This window comes from Kurthia massiliensis (assembly GCF_000285555.1).
In the GTDB taxonomy this organism is placed as follows: domain Bacteria; phylum Bacillota; class Bacilli; order Bacillales_A; family Planococcaceae; genus Kurthia; species Kurthia massiliensis.
Map to the genome: position 1 here is coordinate 473,471 of NZ_HE610997.1, position 25,919 is coordinate 499,389.

Annotated in this window: 24 protein-coding genes, 1 tRNA gene and 1 pseudogene; 1 reads left to right on the forward strand and 25 read right to left on the reverse strand. The window is 39.0% G+C overall.

What is annotated here, in order from left to right:
• Positions 1-83: 83 nt before the first annotated feature.
• The 18 genes from hemL to KMHG_RS19925 form a co-directional block, all read right to left on the reverse strand.
• Positions 84-1,373 carry a glutamate-1-semialdehyde 2,1-aminomutase gene (hemL, locus tag KMHG_RS06705; RefSeq protein WP_010288155.1) on the reverse strand — a complete coding sequence of 430 codons (1,290 nt, stop codon included), beginning with the start codon at positions 1,371-1,373 and terminating at the stop codon, positions 84-86.
• Between the two features lies 1 nt (position 1,374).
• A complete protein-coding gene (gene hemB / locus KMHG_RS06710; protein ID WP_010288156.1) occupies positions 1,375-2,358 on the reverse strand; it encodes a porphobilinogen synthase in 984 nt (327 codons plus the stop codon).
• A 2-nt stretch (positions 2,359-2,360) separates the two neighbouring features.
• Positions 2,361-3,092, reverse strand: coding sequence for a uroporphyrinogen-III synthase (locus KMHG_RS06715; protein ID WP_010288157.1), 732 nt, complete (start codon positions 3,090-3,092; stop codon positions 2,361-2,363).
• On the reverse strand, positions 3,082-4,014 hold the full coding sequence (gene hemC / locus KMHG_RS06720) for a hydroxymethylbilane synthase (RefSeq protein WP_010288158.1): 933 nt from the start codon (positions 4,012-4,014) through the stop codon (positions 3,082-3,084). Before hemC ends, KMHG_RS06715 begins: the two co-directional genes overlap by 11 nt.
• A 16-nt stretch (positions 4,015-4,030) precedes the next feature.
• Positions 4,031-4,861 carry a cytochrome C assembly family protein gene (locus KMHG_RS06725; RefSeq protein ID WP_010288160.1) on the reverse strand — a complete coding sequence of 277 codons (831 nt, stop codon included), beginning with the start codon at positions 4,859-4,861 and terminating at the stop codon, positions 4,031-4,033.
• 82 nt (positions 4,862-4,943) lie between these two features.
• Entirely contained in the window at positions 4,944-6,299 is a 1,356-nt protein-coding gene (hemA, locus tag KMHG_RS06730) for a glutamyl-tRNA reductase (RefSeq protein ID WP_010288162.1), read from the reverse strand.
• 264 nt (positions 6,300-6,563) lie between these two features.
• Complete coding sequence (gene yihA, locus KMHG_RS06735) at positions 6,564-7,184, reverse strand: ribosome biogenesis GTP-binding protein YihA/YsxC (protein ID WP_010288163.1); 621 nt, start codon at positions 7,182-7,184, stop codon at positions 6,564-6,566.
• Positions 7,185-9,503 (reverse strand): endopeptidase La, encoded by a 2,319-nt coding sequence (gene lon, locus KMHG_RS06740; RefSeq protein WP_010288167.1) that lies wholly within the window; start codon positions 9,501-9,503, stop codon positions 7,185-7,187.
• A 161-nt stretch (positions 9,504-9,664) separates the two neighbouring features.
• Entirely contained in the window at positions 9,665-10,924 is a 1,260-nt protein-coding gene (clpX, locus tag KMHG_RS06745) for an ATP-dependent protease ATP-binding subunit ClpX (RefSeq protein ID WP_010288169.1), read from the reverse strand.
• A gap of 158 nt (positions 10,925-11,082) precedes the next feature.
• Positions 11,083-12,372 (reverse strand): trigger factor, encoded by a 1,290-nt coding sequence (tig, locus tag KMHG_RS06750; protein WP_010288170.1) that lies wholly within the window; start codon positions 12,370-12,372, stop codon positions 11,083-11,085.
• 104 nt (positions 12,373-12,476) lie between these two features.
• A complete protein-coding gene (locus KMHG_RS06755) occupies positions 12,477-13,469 on the reverse strand; it encodes a tetratricopeptide repeat protein (protein WP_010288171.1) in 993 nt (330 codons plus the stop codon).
• A gap of 33 nt (positions 13,470-13,502) precedes the next feature.
• Positions 13,503-14,387: a hypothetical protein gene (locus KMHG_RS06760; protein ID WP_010288173.1), complete on the reverse strand. Its 885-nt coding sequence runs from the start codon at positions 14,385-14,387 to the stop codon at positions 13,503-13,505.
• A 248-nt stretch (positions 14,388-14,635) separates the two neighbouring features.
• Complete coding sequence (gene dacB, locus KMHG_RS06765; protein WP_010288174.1) at positions 14,636-15,889, reverse strand: D-alanyl-D-alanine carboxypeptidase/D-alanyl-D-alanine endopeptidase; 1,254 nt, start codon at positions 15,887-15,889, stop codon at positions 14,636-14,638.
• Between the two features lie 151 nt (positions 15,890-16,040).
• Positions 16,041-17,528 carry a D-alanyl-D-alanine carboxypeptidase/D-alanyl-D-alanine endopeptidase gene (gene dacB, locus KMHG_RS17445; protein WP_238984678.1) on the reverse strand — a complete coding sequence of 496 codons (1,488 nt, stop codon included), beginning with the start codon at positions 17,526-17,528 and terminating at the stop codon, positions 16,041-16,043.
• 215 nt (positions 17,529-17,743) lie between these two features.
• On the reverse strand, positions 17,744-18,934 hold the full coding sequence (locus KMHG_RS06775) for an NAD(P)/FAD-dependent oxidoreductase (protein ID WP_010288176.1): 1,191 nt from the start codon (positions 18,932-18,934) through the stop codon (positions 17,744-17,746).
• A gap of 37 nt (positions 18,935-18,971) precedes the next feature.
• On the reverse strand, positions 18,972-19,394 hold the full coding sequence (locus tag KMHG_RS06780) for a helical membrane plugin domain-containing protein (RefSeq protein WP_010288177.1): 423 nt from the start codon (positions 19,392-19,394) through the stop codon (positions 18,972-18,974).
• Positions 19,395-19,863: 469 nt separating this feature from the next.
• On the reverse strand, positions 19,864-21,000 hold the full coding sequence (locus KMHG_RS18330) for a helix-turn-helix domain-containing protein (RefSeq protein WP_010288179.1): 1,137 nt from the start codon (positions 20,998-21,000) through the stop codon (positions 19,864-19,866).
• A 113-nt stretch (positions 21,001-21,113) separates the two neighbouring features.
• The gene (locus tag KMHG_RS19925) at positions 21,114-21,236 is read right to left on the reverse strand and encodes a universal stress protein (protein WP_390618818.1); all 123 of its coding nucleotides are present in this window, start codon (positions 21,234-21,236) and stop codon (positions 21,114-21,116) included.
• Between the two features lie 104 nt (positions 21,237-21,340).
• Between KMHG_RS19925 and KMHG_RS19525 the strand changes: the two are divergent.
• Positions 21,341-21,614 (forward strand): annotated as a pseudogene (locus KMHG_RS19525) (IS30 family transposase); the annotation flags it as partial.
• Positions 21,615-21,671: 57 nt separating this feature from the next.
• On the opposite strand, the gene KMHG_RS19420 reads toward KMHG_RS19525, so the two are convergent.
• From KMHG_RS19420 to racE, 7 genes are all read right to left on the reverse strand, one after another.
• Entirely contained in the window at positions 21,672-21,821 is a 150-nt protein-coding gene (locus KMHG_RS19420; protein WP_010288182.1) for a hypothetical protein, read from the reverse strand.
• Between the two features lie 70 nt (positions 21,822-21,891).
• Complete coding sequence (locus KMHG_RS18340) at positions 21,892-22,677, reverse strand: Ltp family lipoprotein (protein ID WP_010288184.1); 786 nt, start codon at positions 22,675-22,677, stop codon at positions 21,892-21,894.
• A gap of 159 nt (positions 22,678-22,836) precedes the next feature.
• The gene (locus KMHG_RS19530) at positions 22,837-23,460 is read right to left on the reverse strand and encodes a hypothetical protein (protein ID WP_010288185.1); all 624 of its coding nucleotides are present in this window, start codon (positions 23,458-23,460) and stop codon (positions 22,837-22,839) included.
• A gap of 333 nt (positions 23,461-23,793) precedes the next feature.
• Positions 23,794-23,867 (reverse strand) — tRNA-Arg (locus KMHG_RS06815).
• Between the two features lie 81 nt (positions 23,868-23,948).
• Positions 23,949-24,443, reverse strand: coding sequence for a metallophosphoesterase (locus KMHG_RS06820; protein WP_010288186.1), 495 nt, complete (start codon positions 24,441-24,443; stop codon positions 23,949-23,951).
• 11 nt (positions 24,444-24,454) lie between these two features.
• The gene (locus tag KMHG_RS06825; RefSeq protein WP_010288189.1) at positions 24,455-25,045 is read right to left on the reverse strand and encodes an XTP/dITP diphosphatase; all 591 of its coding nucleotides are present in this window, start codon (positions 25,043-25,045) and stop codon (positions 24,455-24,457) included.
• Between the two features lie 77 nt (positions 25,046-25,122).
• On the reverse strand, positions 25,123-25,917 hold the full coding sequence (racE, locus tag KMHG_RS06830) for a glutamate racemase (RefSeq protein WP_010288190.1): 795 nt from the start codon (positions 25,915-25,917) through the stop codon (positions 25,123-25,125).
• Positions 25,918-25,919 lie beyond the last annotated feature (2 nt).

Here is a 25,919-nt window from a genome sequence, read left to right on the forward strand (position 1 = left end):
CCGCGCAACAGCGCGATTCCGGTTTTTCTTATGCTCATTTGAGATCGTGTTTTTACACTTATGTCCCAGCCTCTTTTTTTATATTAACGACGTAATTGTTTAAATACTTTTTGGAATGCTTCAACTGTTTTGTCGATATGCGCTTCTGTATGTGCTGTAGACATAAACACACCTTCAAATTGTGATGGTGGTAAGAATACGCCTTCTTGCGCCATTAAGCCGTAGTATTCAGCAAATAGTTCAAGATCCGCTGTTTTCGCTGTATCGAAGTCAACAACATTTTCATTCGTTAAGAAGTAACCGATCATTGAGCCGGCGCGGTTCACTGTGTGCGGAATATTGTATGTTTCTGCCGCTTCACGGAAACCTGCTTCTAAACGATCACCTAGTTTTTCAAAGTATTCGTATGATGCTGGTGTTAATTGTTTGATTGTCGCTAAACCTGCAGCCATTGCAAGTGGGTTACCAGATAATGTACCAGCTTGATACACTGGACCCGCTGGTGCGATTTGTTCCATAATATCACGACGACCGCCAAATGCGCCTACTGGTAGACCACCACCGATTACTTTACCGAGGCAAGTAAGATCTGGTGTGACACCGTAGTAACCTTGTGCAGAGTTTAAACCAACGCGGAAACCTGTCATTACTTCATCAAAGATTAATAATGCGCCAGCTTTTGTTGTGATATCACGTAAGCCTTCTAAGAAACCTGGTTGTGGTGGTACGCACCCCATATTACCTGCAACAGGTTCTACGATAATCGCTGCGATATCTTCACCGTAATGTTCGAATGCAAGTTTTACAGATGCTAAATCATTGTAAGGGACTGTTAATGTATTTTGTGCAATACCCATCGGTACCCCAGGGCTATCTGGTAAGCCAAGTGTTGCCACACCAGAACCTGCTTTAATTAATAATGAATCACTATGACCGTGGTAAGAACCTTCAAATTTCAAGATTTTGTCACGACCTGTGAAACCACGTGCTAAACGAATCGCAGAAAGTGTCGCCTCTGTACCAGAGTTCACCATACGAACCATTTCAACTGAAGGAACGCGGTTGATCACTTCTTTTGCTAATTCATTTTCGATTGCAGTAGAAGCACCGAAGCTTGTACCAAGCATTGCAGTATCTTGAATCGCTTTTACGACAGTTGGTTCAGCGTGACCTAAAATAAGTGGACCCCAAGATAATACGTAGTCAATATAGTCGTTGCCGTCAACGTCTGTAATGATAGCGCCTTTCCCTTTTGCCATCACAATTGGGTCTTGTTTTACAGCTTTAAATGCACGTACTGGTGAGTTTACGCCACCTGGCATTAAGTTTACTGCTTCGTTATAAATTGCTTGTGATTTTTCAAATGAACGCATATTAATTTTCCTCCATAAAACGAATTGCATCTTTCGCATGGTACGTAATAATTAAGTCAGCACCTGCACGTTTCATACCTAATAATGTTTCTAATACAACTTTTTTCTCGTCGATCCAGCCGTTTTGTGCAGCCGCTTTGACCATCGCATATTCGCCTGACACGTTGTAAGCAACGACTGGTAAATCATAGTTGTTGCGCACGTCACGAATAATATCTAAATAAGCAAGCGCCGGTTTTACGATTAAGAAATCTGCGCCTTCTTCAACGTCAGAAGTTGCTTCGCGCATTGCTTCCATACGGTTCGCTGGGTCCATTTGATACGTTTTACGGTCACCGAATTGTGGTGCGCCGTCTGCTGCATCGCGGAATGGGCCGTAATAAGCTGATGCGTATTTGACTGCATAAGACATAATTGGCACATCTTCAAAACCTGCTGCATCTAAACCTTCACGAATGGCTGCTACGAAACCGTCCATCATATTTGATGGTGCGATAATGTCCGCGCCTGCTTCCGCTTGTGATACAGCTGTTTTTGCTAGTAAATCAAGAGATGGGTCATTTAAAATGCGTTCATCTTCTGACACGACACCACAGTGACCGTGTGATGTGAATTCACATAAACAAGTATCTGCTACGACTAACATATCAGGATAGTTCTTTTTAATAAAACGTGTCGCTTCTTGTACGATACCGTGATCGTGGTATGCTTGTGAACCGACTTCATCTTTTTCTGCTGGTAAGCCGAATAAAATTACCGCTTTAATACCTAGAGCCACTACTTCATCCATTTCTTCTGCTAGGCGGTCAATTGAAAATTGGTACACACCAGGCATTGAAGATACTTCGTTTTTAATGTTTTCGCCCTCAATGACGAAGATTGGATAAATGAAATCCTCTTTGTGTAAGTATGTTTCTTGAACCATTTTACGCATCGCGTCACTTTGACGTAGACGACGGTGACGTTTGAATGTTAATTGTGTCATGTTTACTTCGTTCCTTTCTGTTTAGCGAGCTCATCAATAACCGCACGCATCGTATACGTATCAGGCATGATAATTCGTTGCTCCCCGTGTGCCACAAGTGCATCACGTGTAATATGACCAATTGCTGCAACGTTGTAAGACGCCTCTTGTTTATGGGCTTCAAACACTTCTACAGCAGATGGACTAGCAAAAACGATCGTTACTCGCTCCGTTAATAACTCATTTAGCGCAGGCATGTTGCGCGCTGTTTGAACGGTATCATACACAGTATAGCACTGTACATCACAATTGATACCATTTGGGATTGTTGATTTTGCTAAATTGCCTCGAAAAAAGACGCACGTAGCGCCTTTTTCAACTTGGAACTGTTCAATAAAGACGTCTGCACTGTACGTCGTTGGCATAAAATCAATCGTAAAGCCAATCGCTTCTAATGCTTCTTTCGTTTTTTGACCGACAGCGGCGATGTGACCGTTGAAATGGCTCGCATGATAACCGTAACGAATCAATTTTTGTTTTAAAAAATGGACAGCATTTTGGCTCGTGAAAATGAGCCAATCTGCATCCATACTTTGAATAAAATATTGTGCGTCTTCTGACGTACGTTCAATCACTTCGATGAGTGGTAAATGTATTGCGGTCGCCCCGAGAGACTCGATATAAGTCATAATCGACGCTGTAACGCTCGTACCCGTTAGAACGACCGTTTCACCAGCAAGTACATTATTCGGCATTTTGTTCAGCCTTTACACGTTGAATTAATTCGTAAGCACCTTGTTCTGTTAATTTCGTTGCAACGGCTTTACCTGCTTCAACAGCATTTGTTGATGTTGCTGACTCTTCGTAAAACTCTGATGCATCTGGAGCTGCGACTAATCCTGTAAAGTGAATTTCTTCGTTGTCATACGTTGCGTAACCAGCGATTGGTACTTGGCATCCACCATCCATTGCCGCTAAAAATGCGCGCTCTGCATGTGCTGTTTCCCACGTTGCTTTGTCTGTTAACTTCGCAAGTTCTGCAAGTAACTCATCATCATCACCGCGACATTCAATACCTAGAGAACCTTGCGCTACTGCTGGCATACAAATATCAGTTGATAAATATTCCGTTACGACATCAGATGACCAACCGAGACGTTTTAGACCTGCTGCTGCTAAAATAATCGCATCGTAATCTTCTGTTTCTAATTTGTTTAAACGCGTATCAACGTTCCCGCGAATCCATTTAATGTTTAAGTCAGGACGTAATTTTAATAATTGTGCGCTACGACGTAAGCTTGAAGTACCAACAGTTGCACCTTGTGGTAAATCTGCAAATTTCACATGACCATTTGAGATGAAGGCATCGCGTGGATCTTCACGTTCTGGAATACAGCCGATTACTAAACCTTCTGGAAGTACTGCGGGCATATCTTTCATGCTGTGTACGGCGAAATCGATTTCTTTGTTAAATAACGCTTGTTCGATTTCTTTTACGAATAAACCTTTACCGCCTACTTTTGATAATTGCACGTCTAAAATACGGTCACCTTTTGTGACGATTTCTTTTACTTCAAATTCAAATGGTGCACCTGCTTGTTTCATTTGTTCGATGAACCAGTTTGTTTGTGTTAAAGCTAATTTACTTCTTCTTGAACCGACGATAATTTTACGCAAAATAATTCAACCTCTCTTAATACCAAAAATGGAAACCCGAAAAACGACTACCGAGGAAGAAGTTGATGAGCACTAATAAAAATGCATATACATTCGCCCACGCATATTTCGTCGCGTATAGTTTTCCTTTTCGGTTTTGATAAATAATAAATGAATATAAAAATAATGAAATAAATGAACCGATAATTTTCGAGTCGAAAATACTTACACCTGGCAATGCAACATATGCCCACATCATCCCTAAAATGAGACTTATACCTAACAGTGGAATAGCACAATACGCTGTGTAGTTCATGCCTTGTTCTGCGGCAGCAAGTGACGGCAAACGAGAAAATTGTTTCGGCCATTTTTTACTTTTTAAAATATTGTGCAGGACGATGTAAAGCATCGCAAACACGAATCCAATCGCCAATGCACCATATGATAAAATCGCAAACGTAATATGAATGACTAACAGCTCTGAGACGAGTGATTGCCCGACTGGCGATGCGGCGACTTGTGCCGGCGCAAACGTGTGCACGACGATAAAGCAAAAGCCGAGCACGTTTAATAAAATAACCGGTAAGTCGAGTTTAAAAATACAATGCATCGCAATCGAAATCGCGACGAGCAACCATGAGTATACGTAAATCCCTTCAAATAGTGACAATATCGGGAAACGATGCGTTTCAACGATATAAAGCACTAAGAAGATTGTTTGTAATACCCAAACAATTGATACACCCCAGAACGCATAACGATACAATCGCTTGTTTTTCCGCCAATAATCGATGAAATAAAAGACAAGGCTAATGGCATAGATGATGACCATTACTTCATGTAGCCTCGTCATCGTCATATCCGTCATAATTGTCTCCCTCTGCTCTCAAAAAAAAGCGTCTTCGTATCTACAATTTTAACATAAAGATACGAAAACGCTCGTTAAAGAATTAATTAAATAGCAAATCTGTTTGTTTTAAAGCGGCTTTTTCACGGCGTTCTTTTTCCGCTAATTGATGCTTTTCTTTCTCCACGACAACGGCTTCTTCAATGCCAAAAATGCGTTCAAATAATGCAAGTTGTTCTTTCGCATTTGCTTCTCCTGCAAGTTCTTTTGCTTGAAGAATTGGCTCTTTTAGTAATTGATTAACGATTGATTTTGTATGCTTGCTCAACACTTTGCGTTCGCGTTCTGTTAAATCAGGCATTTTATTTTCAATACTTTTCATCGTTTCTTGTTGGATCGTATTCGCTTTTGCACGTAACGCTGAAATGACTGGCACAACCCCTAATTGGCCAACCCATTCATTGATCATGTCTAGCTCATTGTCGATCATATTCATAATTTGACCTGCTGCACGTTCACGTTCTGCAAGGTTTGCTTCAACGATACCGTGTAAGTCATCAATGTCATATAAGAAAACATTTTCAAGGTCCCCAACAGCCGGATCAATATCACGTGGTACAGCGATATCGACCATAAACAGTGGTTTGCCTTTGCGCATGTTATCCACAAATTCCATCAATTCGCGGTCGATCACATAATCTGTCGCACCAGTTGATGTAATTAAAATATCTGCTTCTAATAATGTACATTGTAGTTCTTTCATTGATTTTGCTTCGCCATGGAACTTAGAAGCGAGCGTTTCCGCTTTTTCAAACGTACGATTGACAACCGTTACTTTGCCAACACCGCTGCCATATAAGTTTTCCATCGCTAACTCACCCATTTTACCAGCACCAAGAATGGCAATATGTTTTTTCTGTAATGAGCCAAAGATTTTTTTTGCAAGTTCTACCGCGGCATATGATACAGAGACGGCATTTTCACCGATACTCGTTTCATCATGTGCGCGTTTTGCGAATGTAATGCCTTGTTTAAAGACATGATTGAAAATCGTACCCGTCGTACCGATTTGCTGTGCTTCTAAGAAACTAGATTTCACTTGCCCCAAAATTTGTGTTTCACCTAGCACCATAGAGTCGATCCCTGCTGTCACTTTAAATAAGTGATTCATTGACGCATCATCTTCGCGAATATATAAATGTGATTCGAAACTTTCGACTGGCATACGGAACCACGTTGATAAAAATTGCTTCACAAAATGACGACCTGTATGTAATTGGTCGACAACTGCATAAATTTCTGTACGGTTGCACGTTGATACGATTACGTTTTCTAAAATGCTTTTTTGACCTTGTAATGCTCTCATCGCATCCGCTAACGTACCATCAGCAAACGAAAATTTTTCACGGATTTCGACGGGAGCTGTTTTATAGTTCAAGCCTACTACTAGGGTATGCATGAAATTGACACCTCTCACGTTCAAATTAACTTCTCTATTATAGCATACTGCATCACGCTAAATTGTCTTACTTTTTCAAGCGATTTATTTTGTATTGTTAAATTAGAATTATTCTAAATAAAAATATACATCGTCTCTTCAAATATTTCAACCTTATTGTCTTTAAAGTAAGGTTTTTTTCACGAGCCGACACAATTGCTTCACAAAAAGCCGTCATATTTTCCACATATAAAAAGACTGCCCATGAAGGCAGCCTTTTAAACATTATGCTTCTGGAAATTCTACATCGATTGGGTCTTCAGGCACTAAATATTTTTCGATTTCTGCCCAAGCTTCATCATAGCCCATACCTGTTTCAGATGAGAATAAAATGATTGGGTCGCTTGGGTCTTTATCAAGGACATTTTTAATGACTTTTAAGTTATGTGCCCATTTCCCTTTTTTCACTTTATCTGCTTTTGTTGCAATTAAAATTGTTGGAATACCGTAATGCTTTAAGAAATCATACATCATGCAATCATCATCACTTGGCTCATGACGTAAGTCGATAATTTGAACGACCGCTTTTAGTGGACGACGGCCTGTTAAATATGTTTCGATCATTTTACCCCATGCTTCGCGCTCGCTTTTTGATACTTTTGCATAGCCATAGCCTGGTACGTCAACGAAAAATAGTTGTTCTTCGATTTTGTAGAAGTTAAGCGTTTGTGTTTTACCTGGTTTTGCCGAAATACGTGCTAACGCTTTACGACCAATCATGCGGTTAATGAACGAAGATTTCCCTACGTTCGAACGACCTGCTAGCGCAAATTCTGGATAGCCATCCTCTGGGTACTGCTCTGGGCGTACCGCACTCATTATCATATCTACATTATGGACTTTCATTTACTTGTTTCCTCCATCTAGTGCGATTTGAAGCACTTGTTCTACATTTGATACCGCATGGAACGTTAACTCCTCGCGTATGCTTTGTGGAATATCTTCTAAATCGCGTTCATTTTCTTTTGGAATAATAATCGTTTTTAAGCCCGCTCGATGCGCACTTAACGATTTTTCCTTTAAACCACCAATTGGTAGTACTCGACCGCGAAGTGTTACTTCACCAGTCATCCCTACTTCTTTCAAAATAGGGGTATTCGTAATGGCAGACGTTAACGCTGTGACCATCGTTACACCTGCTGACGGACCATCTTTCGGTACAGCACCTTCTGGCACGTGAATGTGCACATCATGCTTCGCGAAAAAGTCGTCTTCAATATCATATTTTTGTTGCTGAGAACGAACGTATGAAAGTGCAGTTTGTGCAGACTCTTTCATCACGTCGCCTAGCTTACCTGTTAATTGGATTTTACCCGTCCCTGGTGAAATCGACACTTCAATTTGAAGCGTATCTCCGCCAGCAGTCGTATACGCAAGACCCGTTGCAACTCCAACTAAATTCTCTTCGTTCGCTTGTCCGTAATGGAAACGGTGCTTTCCGAGTATATCCTCTAAATTTTTCGCTGTAAAGATTACTTTTTTCTTATCACCACGTACAATCGTGCCCGCAGCTTTACGGCAAAGCGTTGCGACGACACGATTTAAATTACGCACACCAGCTTCACGCGTGTAATAACGAATGCAATCACGCAGTGCATCTTCTTTCACTTGCACTTGTGATTTCGTTAAACCGTGCGCTTCAATTTGTTTCGGTAATAAATGATTTTTCGCAATCGCTAGCTTTTCATGCTCCGTATAACCAGCAATTTGAATGACTTCCATACGGTCACGAAGTGGTCCTGGAATGCTACCTAAATCATTTGCTGTAGCGATAAATAACACATTTGATAAATTGTAAGGTTCTTCAATGAAATGATCGCTAAACGTGCTATTTTGCTCTGGATCTAGCACTTCTAACATCGCCGCGGCTGGGTCACCTCGGAAGTCATTGGCCATTTTATCGATTTCATCAAGTAAGAATACTGGGTTTGTCGTACCTGCCTTTTTCATTCCTTGAATGATACGTCCTGGCATTGCGCCGACATACGTGCGACGGTGACCACGAATTTCAGATTCATCGCGCACACCACCGAGTGACATACGGACGAAATGACGATTGAGCGATGTCGCAACAGATTGCGCAAGCGACGTTTTACCGACACCTGGAGGGCCGACTAAGCAAAGAATTGGTCCTTTTAACGAGCCTTTTAACTGTTGTACCGCTAAAAACTCTAAAATACGTTCTTTTACTTTATCGAGTCCTTCATGGTCTTTATTTAAAATTTGCTCCGCTTTTTTTAGATTGTGTCGGTCTTTCGTTTCTTCCGACCAAGGAATCGCGACAAGCCAATCTAAATAGTTACGAATGACGCTACTTTCCGCCGCTTGCACAGGAATTGCTTCATAACGTGCAAGCTCTTTCAATGCAACTTTCATCGTTTCTTCTGGCATACCTGCTGCTGCGATTTTCTCACGTAGCGCTTCGCTATCTTTTTGCTTACCGTCTTTATCGCCTAGTTCTTTTTGAATAGCTTTCATTTGCTCACGAAGATAAAACTCTTTTTGCGTTTTTTCCATCGCTCGCTTCACAGTACTATTAATTCGCTTTTCAACGACTAAAATTTCTTGTTCGTTTTGCAGACGATTCATCAGCGTTTCTAAACGCTCACGCACATCTGTAATGCGCAAAATTTCTTGTTTACCTTTCATTTTTAGCGGTAATTGCGTCGCAATATAGTCTGCTAACCGTCCAGGTTCTTCAATTTCTTTTGCGTGATCAATCGTATCTGGCGAAATGCGTCCATTCATTTTTACGTAGCGTGAAAATTGATCGGTTACGAGACGCATAAATGATTCTGTTAAAACGTCTACTTCTTCATCATCTTCGAACACATCAACGTTCACGAAAGTCGCGTCTTTTTCTTCAATCATTTCCGTTATTTTCGCACGATATTGACCTTCAACGATTAAGCGCATTGCGTCATTCGGTAATTTAACAAGTTGCTTAATACGCGCAACGACACCGACGCTGTAAAAATCTTCACGTGTCGGTTCTTCTGTTGCAGCATGTTGTTGCGTTACTAAAAAAACGAGATGATCAGTCGCCATGGCTTCTTCTACAGCAGCCATTGAACGTGTGCGACCAACATCAATATGTAAAGACAATTTTGGGAATACAACGAGACCACGTAATGGGATCATTGGAATATGTTGATTTACTGTCATGCGGGGGATCACCTCCATCATTGTTGTCCGATTTACCCGCTAATCAAACAGACGTATATGTTCTTTAATAGTTATTGTACAGAAAAAATGTCAAAACACCAAAAAAAGCTGGCTTCGACTGGTACGCTTGGACACCATCGAAGCCAGCAACAGCTTAGACGTTAAGCCGATGTTTTTTCATCGTCTTGAACTTCAGTTCCGTCTTCTAGCAATAATTTTGGACGCGCTTTATCTTGTAGCGTCTCTTTCGTAATGATACATTTTACGATATCTTCGCGAGAAGGTAATTCGAACATCACATCTAACATCGTATCTTCAATAATAGAACGAAGACCACGTGCACCTGTTTTACGTTCGATTGCTTCTTTTGCGATTTCGTATAAAGCATCTTCTTCGAATACTAATTCTACGCCATCAAGCTCAAGCATTTTTACATATTGTTTTGTTAACGAGTTTTTCGGCTCTGTTAAAATTTGTACTAATGCTTTCTCATCAAGGCGTTCTAAGCTTGCCAACACTGGCAGACGACCGATAAATTCAGGAATTAAACCGAATTTTAATAAGTCTTCTGGAATTAAATGTTGCATGAAGTTATCTTCATCAAATTTTTCTTGTTGAGAACCAAAGCCAATGACTTTTGAGCCTAAACGACGTTTAATGATTTGTTCAATACCGTCAAATGCACCACCGACGATGAATAAAATATTCGTCGTATCGATTTGTAAAAATTCTTGATGTGGATGTTTACGGCCACCTTGAGGCGGAACGCTCGCTGTCGTACCTTCAAGAATTTTAAGTAGTGCTTGTTGCACACCTTCACCAGAAACATCACGTGTAATCGATGGGTTTTCTGACTTACGTGCCACTTTATCGATTTCATCAATATAGATGATCCCTTTTTGCGCACGTTCGATGTCATAATCTGCGGATTGAATTAATTTTAATAAAATGTTTTCAACGTCTTCACCTACGTAACCAGCTTCTGTTAAAGAAGTTGCATCTGCGATGGCAAACGGTACGTCGATAATGCGTGCTAATGTTTGCGCTAATAACGTTTTACCAGAGCCAGTTGGTCCGATTAATACGATATTTGATTTTGCAAGTTCAACATCATCAATTTTACTATTTGAATTCACACGTTTGTAGTGATTATATACTGCTACAGAAAGGGCTTTTTTCGCACGTTCTTGACCGATGACATAATCATCCAAAATCGCACGGATCTGTTGTGGTTTCGGAATATCTTTTACTTCTACTTCTTCTTCTGTGCCAAGCTCCTCTACTACGATCTCGGAGCAAAGGTCGATACATTCGTCACAAATGTAAACACCAGGGCCGGCCACAAGTTTACGCACTTGCTCTTGCGGTTTGCCACAGAAAGAACATTTTAAATTGCCTGTTTCATCATTAAATTTGAACAATTATTTCACCCCTATTCAAGCCAATGTTACAAGATAGTTACTTTTTTCGCAACTATAATGCACGAAGGCCTGGCTTTTGAAAAATCTATGTATGACAAAACAAGGTACGGATATAAACCGTACCTTGTTTGTATAAGTTATCCTTCTATAGAAGAAAATTAAGCGATTTTAGCGTTTTCTACTAAGAATTCAACAGTTTTTTGTACTTTTACATCATGCGCGATGATTGAAGTACCACCTAGAGCAGCTTGGATTTGATCAGCTGTCATTTTGAATTGTTCAGACATTTTTGTAAGCTCAGCTTGGATGTCTTCGTCAGTAGCAGTGATGCCTTCTGCTTCAGCAACAGCATCTAATACTAATGATACGCGTACGCGTTGTTCAGCTTCTTCTTTGCGTTCAGCGCGGAATGCAGCTTCATCAGTACCTGAGATTTGGAAGTAGAATTCAAGGTTTAAACCTTGCATTTGAAGTTGTTGGTTGAATTCTTGTAACATACGGTTTAATTCAGTTTCAACCATAGCTTCTGGGATGTCGATTGTAGCGTTTGCTGCAGCAGCTTCAACTAAATCGTCACGTAATTTGCCTTCAGCGGCTTCTTCTTTTTGTTTAGCAGTAGTTTCTTTTAATTTAGCGCGTAAAGCGTCTAAAGTTTCAACTTCGCTATCGATTTCAGAAGCTAAATCATCGTTTAATTCAGGAAGTTCTTTAGCTTTGATTTCTTTAACAGTTACTTTGAATACAGCAGGTTTACCAGCTAATTCAGCAGCGTGGTATTCTTCTGGGAAAGTAACTTCAACTTCTTTTTCTTCGCCAGTTTTAGCGCCGATTAATTGTTCTTCGAAACCTGGGATGAATGAACCAGAACCGATTTCTAGAGCGTAATCTTCACCTTTACCGCCGTCGAATGCTTCGCCATCTTGGAAACCTTCGAAGTCGATTACAGCTGTGTCGCCGTTTTCAACAGTGCCGTCTTCTTTAACTACTAATTCAGCAAGACGAGCTTGGTTTTCAGCAATGATTGCTTCAACTTCTTCGTCAGTTACTTCAGCAGTTTCTTTTGTTACTTCTAGACCTTTATAGTCGCCTAGTTTCACTTCAGGAATAACAACAACTTTCGCTGTGAAAGTGAAAGCTTTGTCTTTACCTAGAGCATCTGGAGCGAAGTCGATTTCTGGTTGGTCTACTGGAGAGATACCAGTTTCATCGATTGCTTTAGGGTAGTTAGCTTGTAATAAGATGTCTAATGCATCTTGGTATAAAGATTCTACACCGAATTTTTTCTCGAACATTTGACGAGGCATTTTACCTTTACGGAAGCCCGGTACGTTGATTTGTTTTACTACTTTTTTGAATGCAGCATCTAGCGCAGCATTTACTTCTTCAGCTGGCACTTCAACTGTTAATAAACCGTTGTTGCCTTCTTGTTTTTCCCATTTTGCTGACATGTTTATACCTCCAAAATTAAATTCAAAGAGCTAAAATCTGTGTTTTACCGCTCATTTGATAACTGTTTTAGTATATCATAGTTCCTCGCACTTTCAACTCATTTTCATGCTTCTGGCAACTCTGAAAATTTTTCAAGTTCCATAATGAAATTTATGAGCTCATAATCCGTTTCTTGGATGTGTCCGAACATTTGATGTACATAGTCGACATAGCCGTCTGCAAGGTCTTCTGCTTCATAGTCAAACCATGCGAACGGATACGTCACAAGCACGTGACGCGCTATTAAATATTGTACCATGTCGAGCGTTGAAATCTCCTGTTGTAATTTATTTTCTACGATTTCTAGTACGCGAGCGACAATATCCATATTTTCAGGCAGTTGTAACGTACTTGGGTCTACCGTCGCAGTATGGCCAAATTTCGTCACTTCAATCGACATAGCAATTTGTTGTTCTACTAATATATAGAGCGCGATAGATTGAATCATCGGATGGGCTTCTTCATGCTCGATAATATGTTTTAAGCGCTTCGCAATCGGACGTACATTCGCTTGTTGTAACGTACGTAGCAACTGTACTTGCTTCAATAAACTTTGTTCGAAAAACGCATCTAATAAATAATCTGTTTCATCTAATGTCTCTTCAATGTGCGCGCTCGTTTCCTTTTGCGCAGCACTTTCAGCGATACGTGCATTGAGCGCTCGGATATGTTCAAATTGTTCGAGTGCTTGAGGTGGAATGGCGTTTTCATTCATCAATTCTGAAATCATTTTTTCGACATGTTGAAATTCACGTAACTCCATACATGTTGATAAATACAATTCCATCACTTCGATATATAAATCCGTTCCCATCGCAAACAATTGTTCACATACCGCACGTGCATCTTCAAAGCGACGTATTTCAAACAATGAAAAGGCATAGGCACTTAACAACTGTTCGTCTCCTTGTTCATAAGCAAGTACTTCTTCAAATGCGTCAACCGCTTTGTCATATTGATAATTTCCAGCGTATTGATGCGCCTGCATTTTTAAGCGCTCAATCGTTCCGGGAAACATGACCACATTGTTTTTCGTAATATATTTTTTCTTCGGCATAACGTGACGCTCCTTTTGCAAAATGTTAGCATATTATATCGTTTGAAACATATGTTTTCTATGCCATCTTAAATACTTTTTCTGCGTTTTGTTTACATTGATTTGTTGCCCTTCATATAACCCTAACGCATATTGATCTTCTATTAAATGTTCAGATACGAGTAATTGTCCTTTGTCGTTCGTCGTCATCAACCCCGCTTCATAAAGTGATGCGTGATTTAAACAAAGCACAAGCCCATTATCAACTGATTGTCGTTCAGCTAACGTGCATTTTTCAGGACGTTTTGCATACGGTACGGCTAATAAACGATCTACTGCCACAGCACAAACTGCACAATGCGCGCCATGTGTTTCGAACATTTTTTGACGTCTTACTTGTTGCGCGTGTTGTGCTTCCGTTTGCAATGTTTGTTGCCAATAGTGAATATCACTCAGTAAGGCAATCGTTAAACTGCTCGTTTCTTCTAATAACGTCGGCTGGATAATTTGATCTTCTACGCTCTCTTCTAAGTGACCGAGCAATAATTGCGCGAGCTCTAAATGAATCGGAAATAAATACCCACCATTCCCACTACCGTCTTGTTGGAACGGTGCATATTTCTCAGGTAATAATGGTAATATTTCATGAAAAATCGGTGCAATCATCAGTGGACGATCAAGTTCATGATAACGTGTTTTCGCTACATACTGTTTTTGACCGTTCGCGTCTGTCACAATTTTCGTCTTTTCTTCGATAACACTTACCGCCGAAATTTCTCCTTTTACATAGTGGAAAATGAGATCTTGTGGTACTAAATCATTCATATATTCCCACGAAAAATTACGCGCTCCAGCACGATCAAATACAGGCGTCTTTAGAATCGATTGCTTCCGTTCCTCATCATACGTTTCGCCTTGCATTACTATTAAACAGTTCATAACAATCCCTCATTTATTCATTTTCGTTAACTAATAGTATACACATTTTACACGACATTCGCTGAATCATTTTTTGCTATATTTTTTGAATTTTCTATTATTTCATGTTATATATAAAGTATATAGATAGTACCCCCATTAACATTGAGAGAAGTGGGATGCTGTTTTATATACACGTATCGCTGTATTCCTCGTTCGAAGCGATACAAAAAACCGAGCGTTGGCTTTTGCCATTGCTCGGTTTTTCGTTAATCTTTTACGATTGCACGATATACTTGATCAACGTAACTACGAGAACTACCTTTCGTTAATACACTCACAATTACTTTATCCCCATCACGTTGTGTCACATACCCACTTAACGTATGCGTCCCATATTCTAACGTACCGGTTTTCGCTTGAACCGTACCGTCGCCTAAACCACTTAAGCGACCAGCGAGTGTTCCACCTACCATTGAGCCCGATTTACCGCCTACTGGTAAACTTGCTAAAAACGCAGCATAATACGGTTTCTTTTGTTCTTTATATAAATAACTCGTCATTTCTTGTGGTGTTACTTTATTCGCATGCGCCATCCCTGACCCATCAATAAACGTCCAGTTTTTCGTATTTACACCATTTGCTTTCGCATATTTTTTAATCGCTAAAACACCATGTGCATTTGTCCCTTTTTGGAACGTCGTTTGACCGAGTGTTTTCACTAATACGTCCGCTACCGCATTGTCACTTAATTTCATAAACGGTACGATAATGCTTGCTAGCTTCGGTGATTGATGTTGTACGAGCACCGTTGCTTTCTTTGGTGCTTTTTTCAATTGATATGTTTGACTCACACCTTTAATACTTGCCGACGTTAACGCACTTATAAATGTTGTCATCGTATATTGTGCGGGATTTTTCAATGGTACGCGTTGGCTTCCTTGATAGGCAGTTCCCGTTCCATAATAGTCATTCGGTGATAATGTGAGTGCTGATACTTTCGCGCCGTAATACGTTGATTTATCAGCCTCTAAAATACCAGGCGCATAATAGTTACGATCAAAATAACTATCGTCTCCATACACTTTCCCAGTAATTTTTTTAACACCTTTCGTTTTTAAACTTTTCGCGATGCTCTGTAAATGCTTCTTTTGCAATGATGGGTCCCCTTGTCCAACTAAATATAAATCCCCATCTAACGTACCATTTTTCTTTAAATTCCCTGTTATTTTGACAGTCGTTTGAAAACGATAATTTTCGCCAAGTTCATTTAACGCTGCTGTCACCGTTAAAATTTTCATATTTGAAGCAGGCGTAAATTTTTTCGTTCCTTGATAGCTATATAACGTTTCTCCAGTTTTTGCATCACGAACAGAAATCCCTTTCGTTCCGCCTGTCTTCGCAATTTTTTGAAGTGCTGATTTTGCTGAACTAGAAAGTACTTGTTTCGCTGATACGTCTCCACCTTGTCCGAATAGACATGCACCTACAAGTGCTGTGGCGATTCCCCATTGCCATTTCATCTCACTACACCCCTTCGATAGTTGTAAAATATGTAAGTTGGTACTTTTATAATATCGTTTATTTTTATGTATTTTTTACTATAAAATGTAATTTATTAATTTTTTTACGCAAAAAGAAAAAGCGTAGTACATCACTACGCTTTCCCATTCATTATTTTTTCTTTGCTGTCGTTAAGACACTGTCATTTACGATCGTCGTTACAACGCTATCGATAAATGATGTGCTATTTGTGCCACGTGTTAAAACGCTCACAATTACTGGATCGCCATCTTTTTGCGTAACGTATCCACTTAACGTACGTACATTGTTAATAGAACCTGTTTTCGCAACGACGCGTCCTTGTAAATCTGGTGCCGTTAAACGTGAACGTAGCGTACCGCCTACTAAGCGATCATTATTACCGGCCACTGGTAAGCTCGTGTAATACGTTTTATAAAATTTTGCTTTTTGCGTGTGGTATAAAAACTTCGTCATTTGCTCCGCTGTCACGCGATCTTGACTTGATAAACCTGAACCATCAATAAATGTCCAATTTTTTGTTGACACTTTATGAGTAACTGCATATTGCTCAATCGCTTTTACACCATCTGCATTTGTACCTTTATCAAACACTTTTTTACCCATCGCTTTTGTTAAAGTATCGGCAATACCGTTATTACTTAACTTCATGAATGGAATCATAATAGATGATAATTTAACAGATTGATCGGTAACGATTGTTGTTGTGCCTTTTTTCGGTGTAACCGCTAATTTAAATCCTGGGTTTTTCACCGCAATACCTTGTTTTACAATTTCATCTTCGAAAATTGTCATCGTATGTTTTGAAGGATTATCTACAGAAATCCATTTATCTTTTTTTGAACCTTCTGCAATTTGTCCAGAAACGTATACTTTATTCGTGCCATACGCACGTGAAATACTAATGCTCGTGCGTTCGCCTTTTTTCACAGTTTTTGCTTTGTTGACAACTTCTAAATGTCCTTGCGCACTGAAAGCAACTTTTGGTGCTTTCCCTTCTTTTAAACCTTTCACATAAACAACGACCGTACCTGTATCGTATTCATTGTTTGGTGATAGTGCTAACGCAGATACCGGCGCACCGTAATATGTTAATGAATCTTTTTTATTAATCCCTGGCGCTACGTAATTATGGTCAAAGTAGCTTTCATCGCCATACACATGACCGTTAATTTTTTTAATACCTTTTGCTTTTAACGCCTGTGCAAATTTCGTTAAATCTGATTTATGTAGCGTTGGGTCACCTTGACCAACTAAATACACATCTCCCATTAACGTACCGTTTTTCTTAATCTTACCTGTCGTTTTGACAACTGTTTTAAAGCGATAGTTTTCACCGAGCGTATCAAGTGCAGCAGCTGCTGTTAATAGTTTCATATTTGAAGCGGTAGACATTAAGTTTTTCGCATTATAGCTATAGAGTGTCGCACCCGTTTTTGCATCGCGGATACTTACCCCTAATGCTATTTTTGATGTTTTCAACATATTATTTAAAGTCGTTTGTGTCGTTTTTGATAATACTTCTTTTTGAACTGGTGCCGTTGTTGCCGCATGCGATTGCATCATTGGGCTAACAATTATTAGCCCTGCTAAAGCACTTGCGACAGTAAATCGTTTCATTTTTTTCAATTCACTTGCCCCTTTCCTCGTTTTATTATAGGGGTAACAAATGCAAAATTTATATTACTTTTTGATTACATTTTTTAGAATTAAATGTCAACATACAGACATTCAAGAATATCATCAAAACAAGCTAAAAAAATAGTTCATTTGACACACAAAAAAAGAGAACTGCATAAAGTTGCAGTTCTCTTGAAACCATCTAAACTATCGGCCTAGTAAGCTAAACCATATAAAGCTTTGATGTGAGAAAGGTAGCGAATGTTAGACGCTTCTTTCATTAATGATGCTGGTAAACCTTTTAGTTCAGTGTTGTTACCACCGACTGTTGCAACACCATCTTTACGGCCTAGAGAAGCTAACGTACCAGAGTTTACTGGGTTGAAGCCTTTCATGTTTTTACCGTTTAAGTAAGCGAATAAGTTGTAACCAACTAATTCACCCATTTGCCATGCATTTTGTGCAGTTGGTGGGTACGGACGGTCTGTTTCTTTGTTCGCGCCTGGTGCGTATGCTGCTGCAGCATCACCGACTACGAATACGTCAGGGTGTGAATCAGATTGTAAGAAGTCATTTACGACTGCTTTACCACGGTTACATACTAAACCAGACTCTTCAACGATTGGATATTGAGCTACGCCACCTGTCCAAACGATTGTGTTTGCTGTAATTTTTTGACCGTCTTTAAGAGAAACAACGTTACCCTCAACACCTGTTACAGGTAGGCCAGTTAAGAACTCAACGCCACGATCTGCAAGAGATTTTGTTGCGCGTTCGATTAATGTTTGTGGTAGTACTGGTAAAATACGTGGGCCAGCTTCTACTAATTTCACGTCTAATTCATCAGCTGCTACGCCATATTTCGCTGCGATTTTTGGCATGTTGTCGATGATTTCACCAACAAGCTCAACACCTGTTAAACCACCGCCACCGATGACGATTGTTGCATCTGCTTTATCGCCTGTTTCAGCGTAAGCTTTAATGCGACCGATGATGTGTTCGCGTAAGTTGTTTGCATCTTCAACAGATTTTAAAACGAATGAGTTTTCTTCAAGACCTGGGATACCGAAGAAACCAGTTTTAGAACCTAATGCGACAACTAATGCGTCGTAAGATAAAGTTTCACCGTTATCTAATTTTACTGATTTGTTGTCGACAGAGAATGATTCCACTGTAGCGATTTTAATTTTAATATCTTTACCGCGGAATAATTTTCCTAAGTCGTATGCAACGGCTTTTTCGCTTACTGTACCACCAGCTAAACGGTGTAATTCAGTAATAATTTGGTGTGTTGGATATTTGTTGACAACGATTACTTCTGCTTCGTTCGCGTCTACGTATTGACGTACAGTTGTTGCAGCTAATACGCCGCCGTAACCTGCACCTAAAATGACGATTTTTTTCATTTGGTTAAACCTCCATGTTACTAAGTGTTGTGGGATATTAGTGGTTTTTGTTTTCTTTGCTTACTTCTAAGAACGCATTTGCAAAGCGGAAGATGCTTTGTACTTGTGGGTCTTTAAGAAGTTTTAAAATGCCGAATAAGCCGATTTGTTCATGGCTTACATCTGCGCGGTCTTTTGCTTCAATTGCAGTTGCAGCTAAACCTTTAGCAGATTTCACGACTGGTCCTACGATTTCAGAAGTTGCGTTCACCATATCATTTTTGAATACTTTGTCTGTTGCAAGGCCTTGTGCGACATCATAAATGCTTGTTAATGTTGTTACCATTTCTGCAAGTTTTGGTAATTCATTTACTAAAGCTGTTAATGATTCTTGTACTTTCGGATCAAGTAATTGATCAAGTACATCCAATTGTTGTTGGCTTACTGCTGGTTGTTGTGATTGAGTAGTCTGTTCTGACATATCCAATTCTCCTTTACAATAACTATTTCTGTGACTTCACATATGTGAAATGAATGACTTAAGCGCGCTAAAAGCGTCCTTAGTTGTTTTGCAGGCGCCGTATTTCAACATCTTTTGAAATACTTCAAAAGCGATTCATATGAACAAACCCTTCATATGTTAGACGCACGTAGTGTTACGACAGGTAAACGCCATTAGTAATAATCTCGCATTTCATGTCATTGCTTCACGTTGCTTCATCAGCAAATCTCATTTCAATTTTAACATACATTACTATGAAAAAACATTTGTTTATCGAGAATTCCACCACTGCTTGCGCACCGCTTTTTTCTTGTTGCGTGAAACCTTTCACAAAGGATTATACACCTGTAGACCATGAATTCATATAGAAATTGTACTGAAAATTCTTTCAATTACGTTTTTTCATGCTTCATTTTTAATATTTTTATATAAGAATCCATTTCATCGTTTATAAGTACGTACTTCTAAACTGCTTTGGTGTATAATTTGTTATTTTTTTGAACACTTTCGTAAAATGACTTTGATCGTGGAAATGGAGTAATTTTGCAATATCACTAATCATATAATTCGCATTTAATAATAGACGCTTACTTTCTTCAATACGTTTTTGCTGACCGTATTCTTTCAATGTAATGCCGACTTCCTTTTTAAATAATGTAGAAATATATGCGGGGTGAAGGCCGATTTCTTCTGCAACCGTCGACAATGAAATATCATCATATACGTGAGAAGCAATGTATTGACGACATTTAACAATCGGTAAAGAATAACTCTCTTTTTTCTCTTCTTGAATCAATTTTGTAAACGTTAAAATATAATGCTTAACGATGTTATGCACATCTTCCATCGTCGTTTGGCGTTCAATTTGTTGAATCGCTTCATCACTCATTGAAAATGCGATATCTTCTAATACATCTGCTTGAATTGCCGTTCGTGATGTAACAGTCATTACGACAATCGCTAAATTTTTTGTATTACGTAGCGCATTCGTTGTCGCTAATACGCCGATGTTTTGAGCTGTCGCAAATTGATTAATGATCATTTCAACTTTCTCTACATCACCTGTTTTCATAAGTTCTAAAAAGTCGAGTTCCATTTGATATGTCACGAAACGTGTGCGCTGATGTTGTTTATCGTTCGTTGATAATTCAAGTGGCGGGTCTTCTAACGTCAACGGCTTATTAAATAACAACATATGAATCATTTTGTTATAACGCTGCATATCGTCTAAATCAATGACGGGAATATGCGTCACAATTTCATTCACTTGATGTCCTGCTAATTTTCCTGAATGACGCCATTCTGTTACTAAATGTGTCATAGAAAAACGCGTATGAATAACTGGTCCAACAATCACCGTTTCGCGTGGCAAGTAAAAATAATAATAGCATTCGATACCATTTGTCGAATATTTTTCAAACGTCTCCGTACAATCGCATTTCTTCTGTTTTAATAACGATTGTATGAACGGTTCCGTCCACGTTTTCTTACATGGAAAAGTCATTTCTAACGTTTCGTTATGAATGATATGAACAGGAATACGAAACGTTTCCTCAATTACTGAACATTTTTCATTTAACCCCATGAATCAGACTCCTTTAAATCTATTATTAATCATTATCGACTTTTTCTCTGTTTTTTTGAGTCATTTCTCATAAATATATAAATAGAGCCGTATATGCGACTCTTATAATAGAACTATTTAACCACTAATATAGAGTAATTTACATGTTTTATCACTTTATGACTCACGCTACCTGGCATCATTTGTTGTAAACCATTTAGCCCCCGACTCCAATAACGACTGAATCTACTTGTTATTCTTGTACATAGCGCTCAATCGTTGGGCCGGGTTCTCCTTTAAGAATCGTTACCTTATGCGCGATATGATGTTGGCTTAATAAACGCTCAATCGTTGTAAGTTTACGACGGATCGTGGAAAAGAATTTAGCTGTTACATCGAACTTGAAAAACAGTACGGTATCCCATGTTACTTTGCAGATCCGTACGCAACGTGGCACAAATGAAAATAGTAACGCTCTTTTACGTGAATTTTTCCCGAAACGAATGGATTTGGGACAATTCACATCATCAAACATAGAAAAAGCACTTTCATTGATCAATAATCGACCAAGAAAGTGCCTCAACTGGAACACCACACAGGATGCATTTAAATATGTAGTGGTGCAGTTAATTTGACAACCTATCAAGCATTAAAAAATCCTAGCCACTATATGTAGCTAGGATACCGTTATATTATTTACCTTGTTTTGCTTGCTTCTTTTTTAAATATTCAGCACGTAATTTTTCAAGTTGTTGCTTTTTATCGAACTGTGCAGGTTTATTTTTCTCGTGGAATTTCGTTACTGCTACTTGACCTTTAGCATCTAATTGATATTTACCCATTTGTTTCACCTACTTTTTACTTCTTAACCTCTATTCATTATAACGTATTTTGTACATATTAGAAAATTGATTAATAGCCTACTTGTGAAACACCGTAAGCTGCTTGATCAGCAGTGAAGCCTTCATATTCTAACTGCTCAATTAATCCACTTTTCGAGAAAGAAGACGTTTGTAAATACGATTCCGCTTTTTTTGCAGCCTGTTCTTTCCAATCTGCACCCGATTGACTAACCCCGTACAATGCTTGTGCATTCGTGAACCCTTCATATTCGAGTTGCTCAACAAGGCCACTTTCTGAGAAAGCAGATGTTTGTAAATATGACTTTGCTTTTATCGCTGCTTGTTCTTCCCAACTTACCGACAATTGTGCAACTGCAGCTTCTGACTCAGCTGACGAATAACCTTCGTATTCAAGTTGCTCAACAAGACCACTCTTCGAAAAAGCAGACGTTTGTAAATACGATTCTGCACGCGCATATGCTTCCCCTTCTGCTAAAGAAGTCGTCGGTGATGACGTTTCTTCACTTTCTGATGGTGTCTCTTCAGAAGACGTTGTACGTTCAGATTCTTCTTTTTCTTCTTTCGATTCTTCCTCTATCACTTGCTCTTCTTCACTTTCGTCTTCAAGCGCTTCATCAGCATCTTCAATTGGAGTCATCAATTCTACATCTTCTGTTTCTTCCTCAGTTTCTTCTTTTGTCGATTCATCTTCTAATGTTTGCTCATCATCAGACGTATTTAAAACAGTCGGTTCACTATCTGGCAAACTTCCGATTAATCCTACTACGAACACAATAATTAAGAGCCAAACCCAAAATCGTTTATACCACGGTTTCTTCGGTTGTAATGATTGCATTTGCACTCACCTCATAGTTTTTTACTTCGATCGTCATACGTAATTATTCACCTATACCCTTAATGCACATAGACATATGCACGACAGCACAAAAAACCACTTTTAGCAATAAAGCTAAAAGTGATTTAATATAAAAATGCTTTCTCTTACAGTCATCTTTTATTTTACTGTTACAAATTCATTAAAGAACTTCTGGCGCTCTACGTCGTTATAAACTATTGCACTAACAAATTTTTCTTCCCAAGATCCATCCTCAGTATTTAAGTCCTCAATCTTGAAACCTAGATACTCGTTGGCATGTTGACGATTTAGATTAATCGAATATTCTTTTCCTTCATATGGTAAAGACATTGAAGTACTTTTTAAGTCTGGGAACTCTCTTAATAAACGAACGTTTTCACTTACTAAAATTTTTTCAATTGCATCACCTGAATCAAAATATTGTTTATATGATTCTTCGGTTACTTGGCTATCTGGATTTGCTTTTTTATACTCTTCATAGTTTCCAAAATAATCCACATGCCCTTTGTTATCTTTTACACTAATATTTTTGATGAATGGACCACCTGTGATATTTTGTGCATATGCTTCAAACTCGTCCTGCTTCACTTGAACTTCTTTTGGTTTTTCTTCTTTTGGTTTTTCTTCTTTCTGAACAGTCTTTTCAGTTTTTTCTTCCTTATCAGATGAATTTTCTTCATCGTCTCCAAAAATCATCGAACAAGCGCCTATTAATACTACAACAATAAGCAAATAACCGAATAATCTGAGACATCCTTTCATAGAAATCCTCCTTATATTTTTAATATTTATAACAATAATCTAAATATAAGTTAACGTAAATATGAAAAAATTAGTATTTTTCACCATATACTACATAAATTATATTTTATAGTATATCAGGGTATTAAAAGCTCATTTCAATATATATCAAATTTCATCACTAACTAGAGAATAATGTGAACTAAATTTGTGTAAAATTATTTGCAATTTCATCGTTTTCTATCGTATCATTCCGTATTCTATATAAATACAAAAAACGCCCCAAACCCTTATATATCAAGGATTTGAAGCGATTTTATTTTGGTTCAAACTTTACATATCTGAACCCTTCAATGTCCCAGGAGGGATTCGAACCCCCGACCGACGCCTTAGAAGGGCGTTGCTCTATCCAGCTGAGCTACTGAGACAATATCGTCCTAAGTTCCTTAAGACAATATTTATTATATATGACAGTGTGTATAACGTCAATAAATTTTTTTAATATAAGATTATAATTTTACAGCTGTAATAAGTTGATGTTGCTCGTCTAAAAAGCGAATGTCATACTGACCTGCTTGCCACTCAATGACAGCGTAACTTTTTTCTTTCCGACCCCGTGGAAGACGTAAGCTACCTGGATTTAAGAACAGCGTATCGTCGACTAATTCGGCTCCTAATACGTGTGAGTGACCGAATAAAACGATATTCGCTGCTACTTCACGTGCGCGCATAGAAAGTGGTGTTAGCGTCGTTTTTACATTAAACAAATGTCCATGTGTCATAAAAATCGTTCGATCTTCAATCGTTACCATTTCTTCGACAGGATATTGAATATCTCCATCACAATTACCGCGCACGCGTTTACATTGCTGAATGCGTGGGTCATCGTATGCTAGTTCACTATCTCCACAATGGAAATAAGCATCTGCATCTGGATGTGCAGCAACGACTGTTGGAATAATATCGCCGTCACCATGTGTATCACTTAATACGACAATTTTCATGTGTATACCCCCTACAGTTTATTGGCTAACGTTTCTGTTAATAAACGTAATGCGTTTCCGCGGTGTGATACTTTCCCTTTTTCTTCTGCTGTTACTTCAGCAAGCGTTTTGCCAAGCTCAGGCATATAGAAAATCGGGTCATATCCGAAACCATCTGACCCTTGACGTTCACGTAAAATTTGGCCCTCACAGTAGCCTTTTACAGTCGTTGTTGGGAAATCTGGACCTGAGATTGCTAAGCAACAAACGAAGCGTGCTGTACGTTCATTATCAGGCGTTTCTGATAGGTTTGCGAGCACTTTATCGATATTTGCTTCATCGTCATGGTCGCCTGCGTAACGGGCTGAATAAACGCCTGGTTCACCGTTTAATGCATCGACTTCTAACCCGCTATCATCAGCAATAACAAGCTGACCTAAATCTTTCGCCAACGCTTCTGCCTTTAAGATTGCATTCTCTTCAAATGTTGTACCTGTTTCTTCAATATCCATACTTGGGGCAACGTCAAAAAGCGTTAACACGTCATATCCCATCGGTTTGAAAATCGCTTCAAAGTCACGTGCTTTCCCTTTGTTTTTTGTGGCAATAACTACTTGTTTCATTAAAAAAACCTCCTATGTAAAAAAGGAGCTTTCCCGAGAAGCTTAAATAAGCACACTCTAGGACAGCTCCTTGTTGTTTATAACGTAATACGTGCTGCGTTCACGTTGTCAATTGGTAACCAGTTCGTTGCGATATCTTTAAAGATCGGCAATGAACCTGTTGCAAAGAATTTATGTTGTGGTGCTTCGTTCGATTTGCGTTCAATGCCTTGGAACTGTAAAATGTCGAGTGCTTGTTTCGCTGTCTCTGTTGCGGATGATACGATATGTACATCATCACCAACTGCACGTTGAATCAAGTCTTTAATAATCGGATAGTGTGTACATCCAAGAATTAACGTATCGAATTTATCTTTTTCCAATGGCTGAAGCGTATGTTTTACTAAATCGAATGCAAAGTCACTATGATACTCGCCACTTTCTACAAGTGGTACAAGTGGTGGACAAGCGAGTGATGTAATATTACTTGAAGAGTATAAAGACGCAATCGCATTTTCATACGCTGCACTTTTCACTGTTCCAGCTGTAGCAATCACCGCGATATCGTGTGTTTTTGTCGCTTTAATCGCTGCTTGCGCGCCAGCGTTAATAACACCGATAACTGGGATTTTGCTATATTTTTGTAAACTTTCTAATGCTACACATGTTGCTGTATTGCACGCAATGACAAGCATTTTAATACCCATCTCTTCCAATTTGTTAGCCATTTGCCATGTAAACTTCACGACTTCTTTAGGCGTTCTTGGTCCGTATGGGCAGCGTGCCGTATCACCGATATAGTAAATTTCTTCATTAGGTAAATAGCGAAGCATTTCTTTTACAACGGTTAAGCCACCAACACCTGAATCAATAACTCCGATTGGAGCATTCACGT

Excerpts from the sequence above, each read along its gene's own strand:
- hemL (WP_010288155.1), bottom strand. The coding sequence starts at position 1,373 with ATGCGTTCATTTGAAAAATCACAAGCAATTTATAACGAAGCAGTAAAC.
- hemB (WP_010288156.1), bottom strand. The coding sequence starts at position 2,358 with ATGACACAATTAACATTCAAACGTCACCGTCGTCTACGTCAAAGTGAC.
- KMHG_RS06715 (WP_010288157.1), bottom strand. The coding sequence starts at position 3,092 with ATGCCGAATAATGTACTTGCTGGTGAAACGGTCGTTCTAACGGGTACG.
- KMHG_RS06725 (WP_010288160.1), bottom strand. The coding sequence starts at position 4,861 with ATGACGGATATGACGATGACGAGGCTACATGAAGTAATGGTCATCATC.
- hemA (WP_010288162.1), bottom strand. The coding sequence starts at position 6,299 with ATGCATACCCTAGTAGTAGGCTTGAACTATAAAACAGCTCCCGTCGAA.
- yihA (WP_010288163.1), bottom strand. The coding sequence starts at position 7,184 with ATGAAAGTCCATAATGTAGATATGATAATGAGTGCGGTACGCCCAGAG.
- lon (WP_010288167.1), bottom strand. The coding sequence starts at position 9,503 with ATGACAGTAAATCAACATATTCCAATGATCCCATTACGTGGTCTCGTT.
- tig (WP_010288170.1), bottom strand. The coding sequence starts at position 12,372 with ATGTCAGCAAAATGGGAAAAACAAGAAGGCAACAACGGTTTATTAACA.
- KMHG_RS06755 (WP_010288171.1), bottom strand. The coding sequence starts at position 13,469 with ATGCCGAAGAAAAAATATATTACGAAAAACAATGTGGTCATGTTTCCC.
- KMHG_RS06760 (WP_010288173.1), bottom strand. The coding sequence starts at position 14,387 with ATGAACTGTTTAATAGTAATGCAAGGCGAAACGTATGATGAGGAACGG.
- dacB (WP_010288174.1), bottom strand. The coding sequence starts at position 15,889 with ATGAAATGGCAATGGGGAATCGCCACAGCACTTGTAGGTGCATGTCTA.
- dacB (WP_238984678.1), bottom strand. The coding sequence starts at position 17,528 with ATGAAACGATTTACTGTCGCAAGTGCTTTAGCAGGGCTAATAATTGTT.
- KMHG_RS06775 (WP_010288176.1), bottom strand. The coding sequence starts at position 18,934 with ATGAAAAAAATCGTCATTTTAGGTGCAGGTTACGGCGGCGTATTAGCT.
- KMHG_RS06780 (WP_010288177.1), bottom strand. The coding sequence starts at position 19,394 with ATGTCAGAACAGACTACTCAATCACAACAACCAGCAGTAAGCCAACAA.
- KMHG_RS18330 (WP_010288179.1), bottom strand. The coding sequence starts at position 21,000 with ATGGGGTTAAATGAAAAATGTTCAGTAATTGAGGAAACGTTTCGTATT.
- KMHG_RS19420 (WP_010288182.1), bottom strand. The coding sequence starts at position 21,821 with ATGGGTAAATATCAATTAGATGCTAAAGGTCAAGTAGCAGTAACGAAA.
- KMHG_RS18340 (WP_010288184.1), bottom strand. The coding sequence starts at position 22,677 with ATGCAATCATTACAACCGAAGAAACCGTGGTATAAACGATTTTGGGTT.
- KMHG_RS19530 (WP_010288185.1), bottom strand. The coding sequence starts at position 23,460 with ATGAAAGGATGTCTCAGATTATTCGGTTATTTGCTTATTGTTGTAGTA.
- KMHG_RS06820 (WP_010288186.1), bottom strand. The coding sequence starts at position 24,443 with ATGAAAATTGTCGTATTAAGTGATACACATGGTGACGGCGATATTATT.
- KMHG_RS06825 (WP_010288189.1), bottom strand. The coding sequence starts at position 25,045 with ATGAAACAAGTAGTTATTGCCACAAAAAACAAAGGGAAAGCACGTGAC.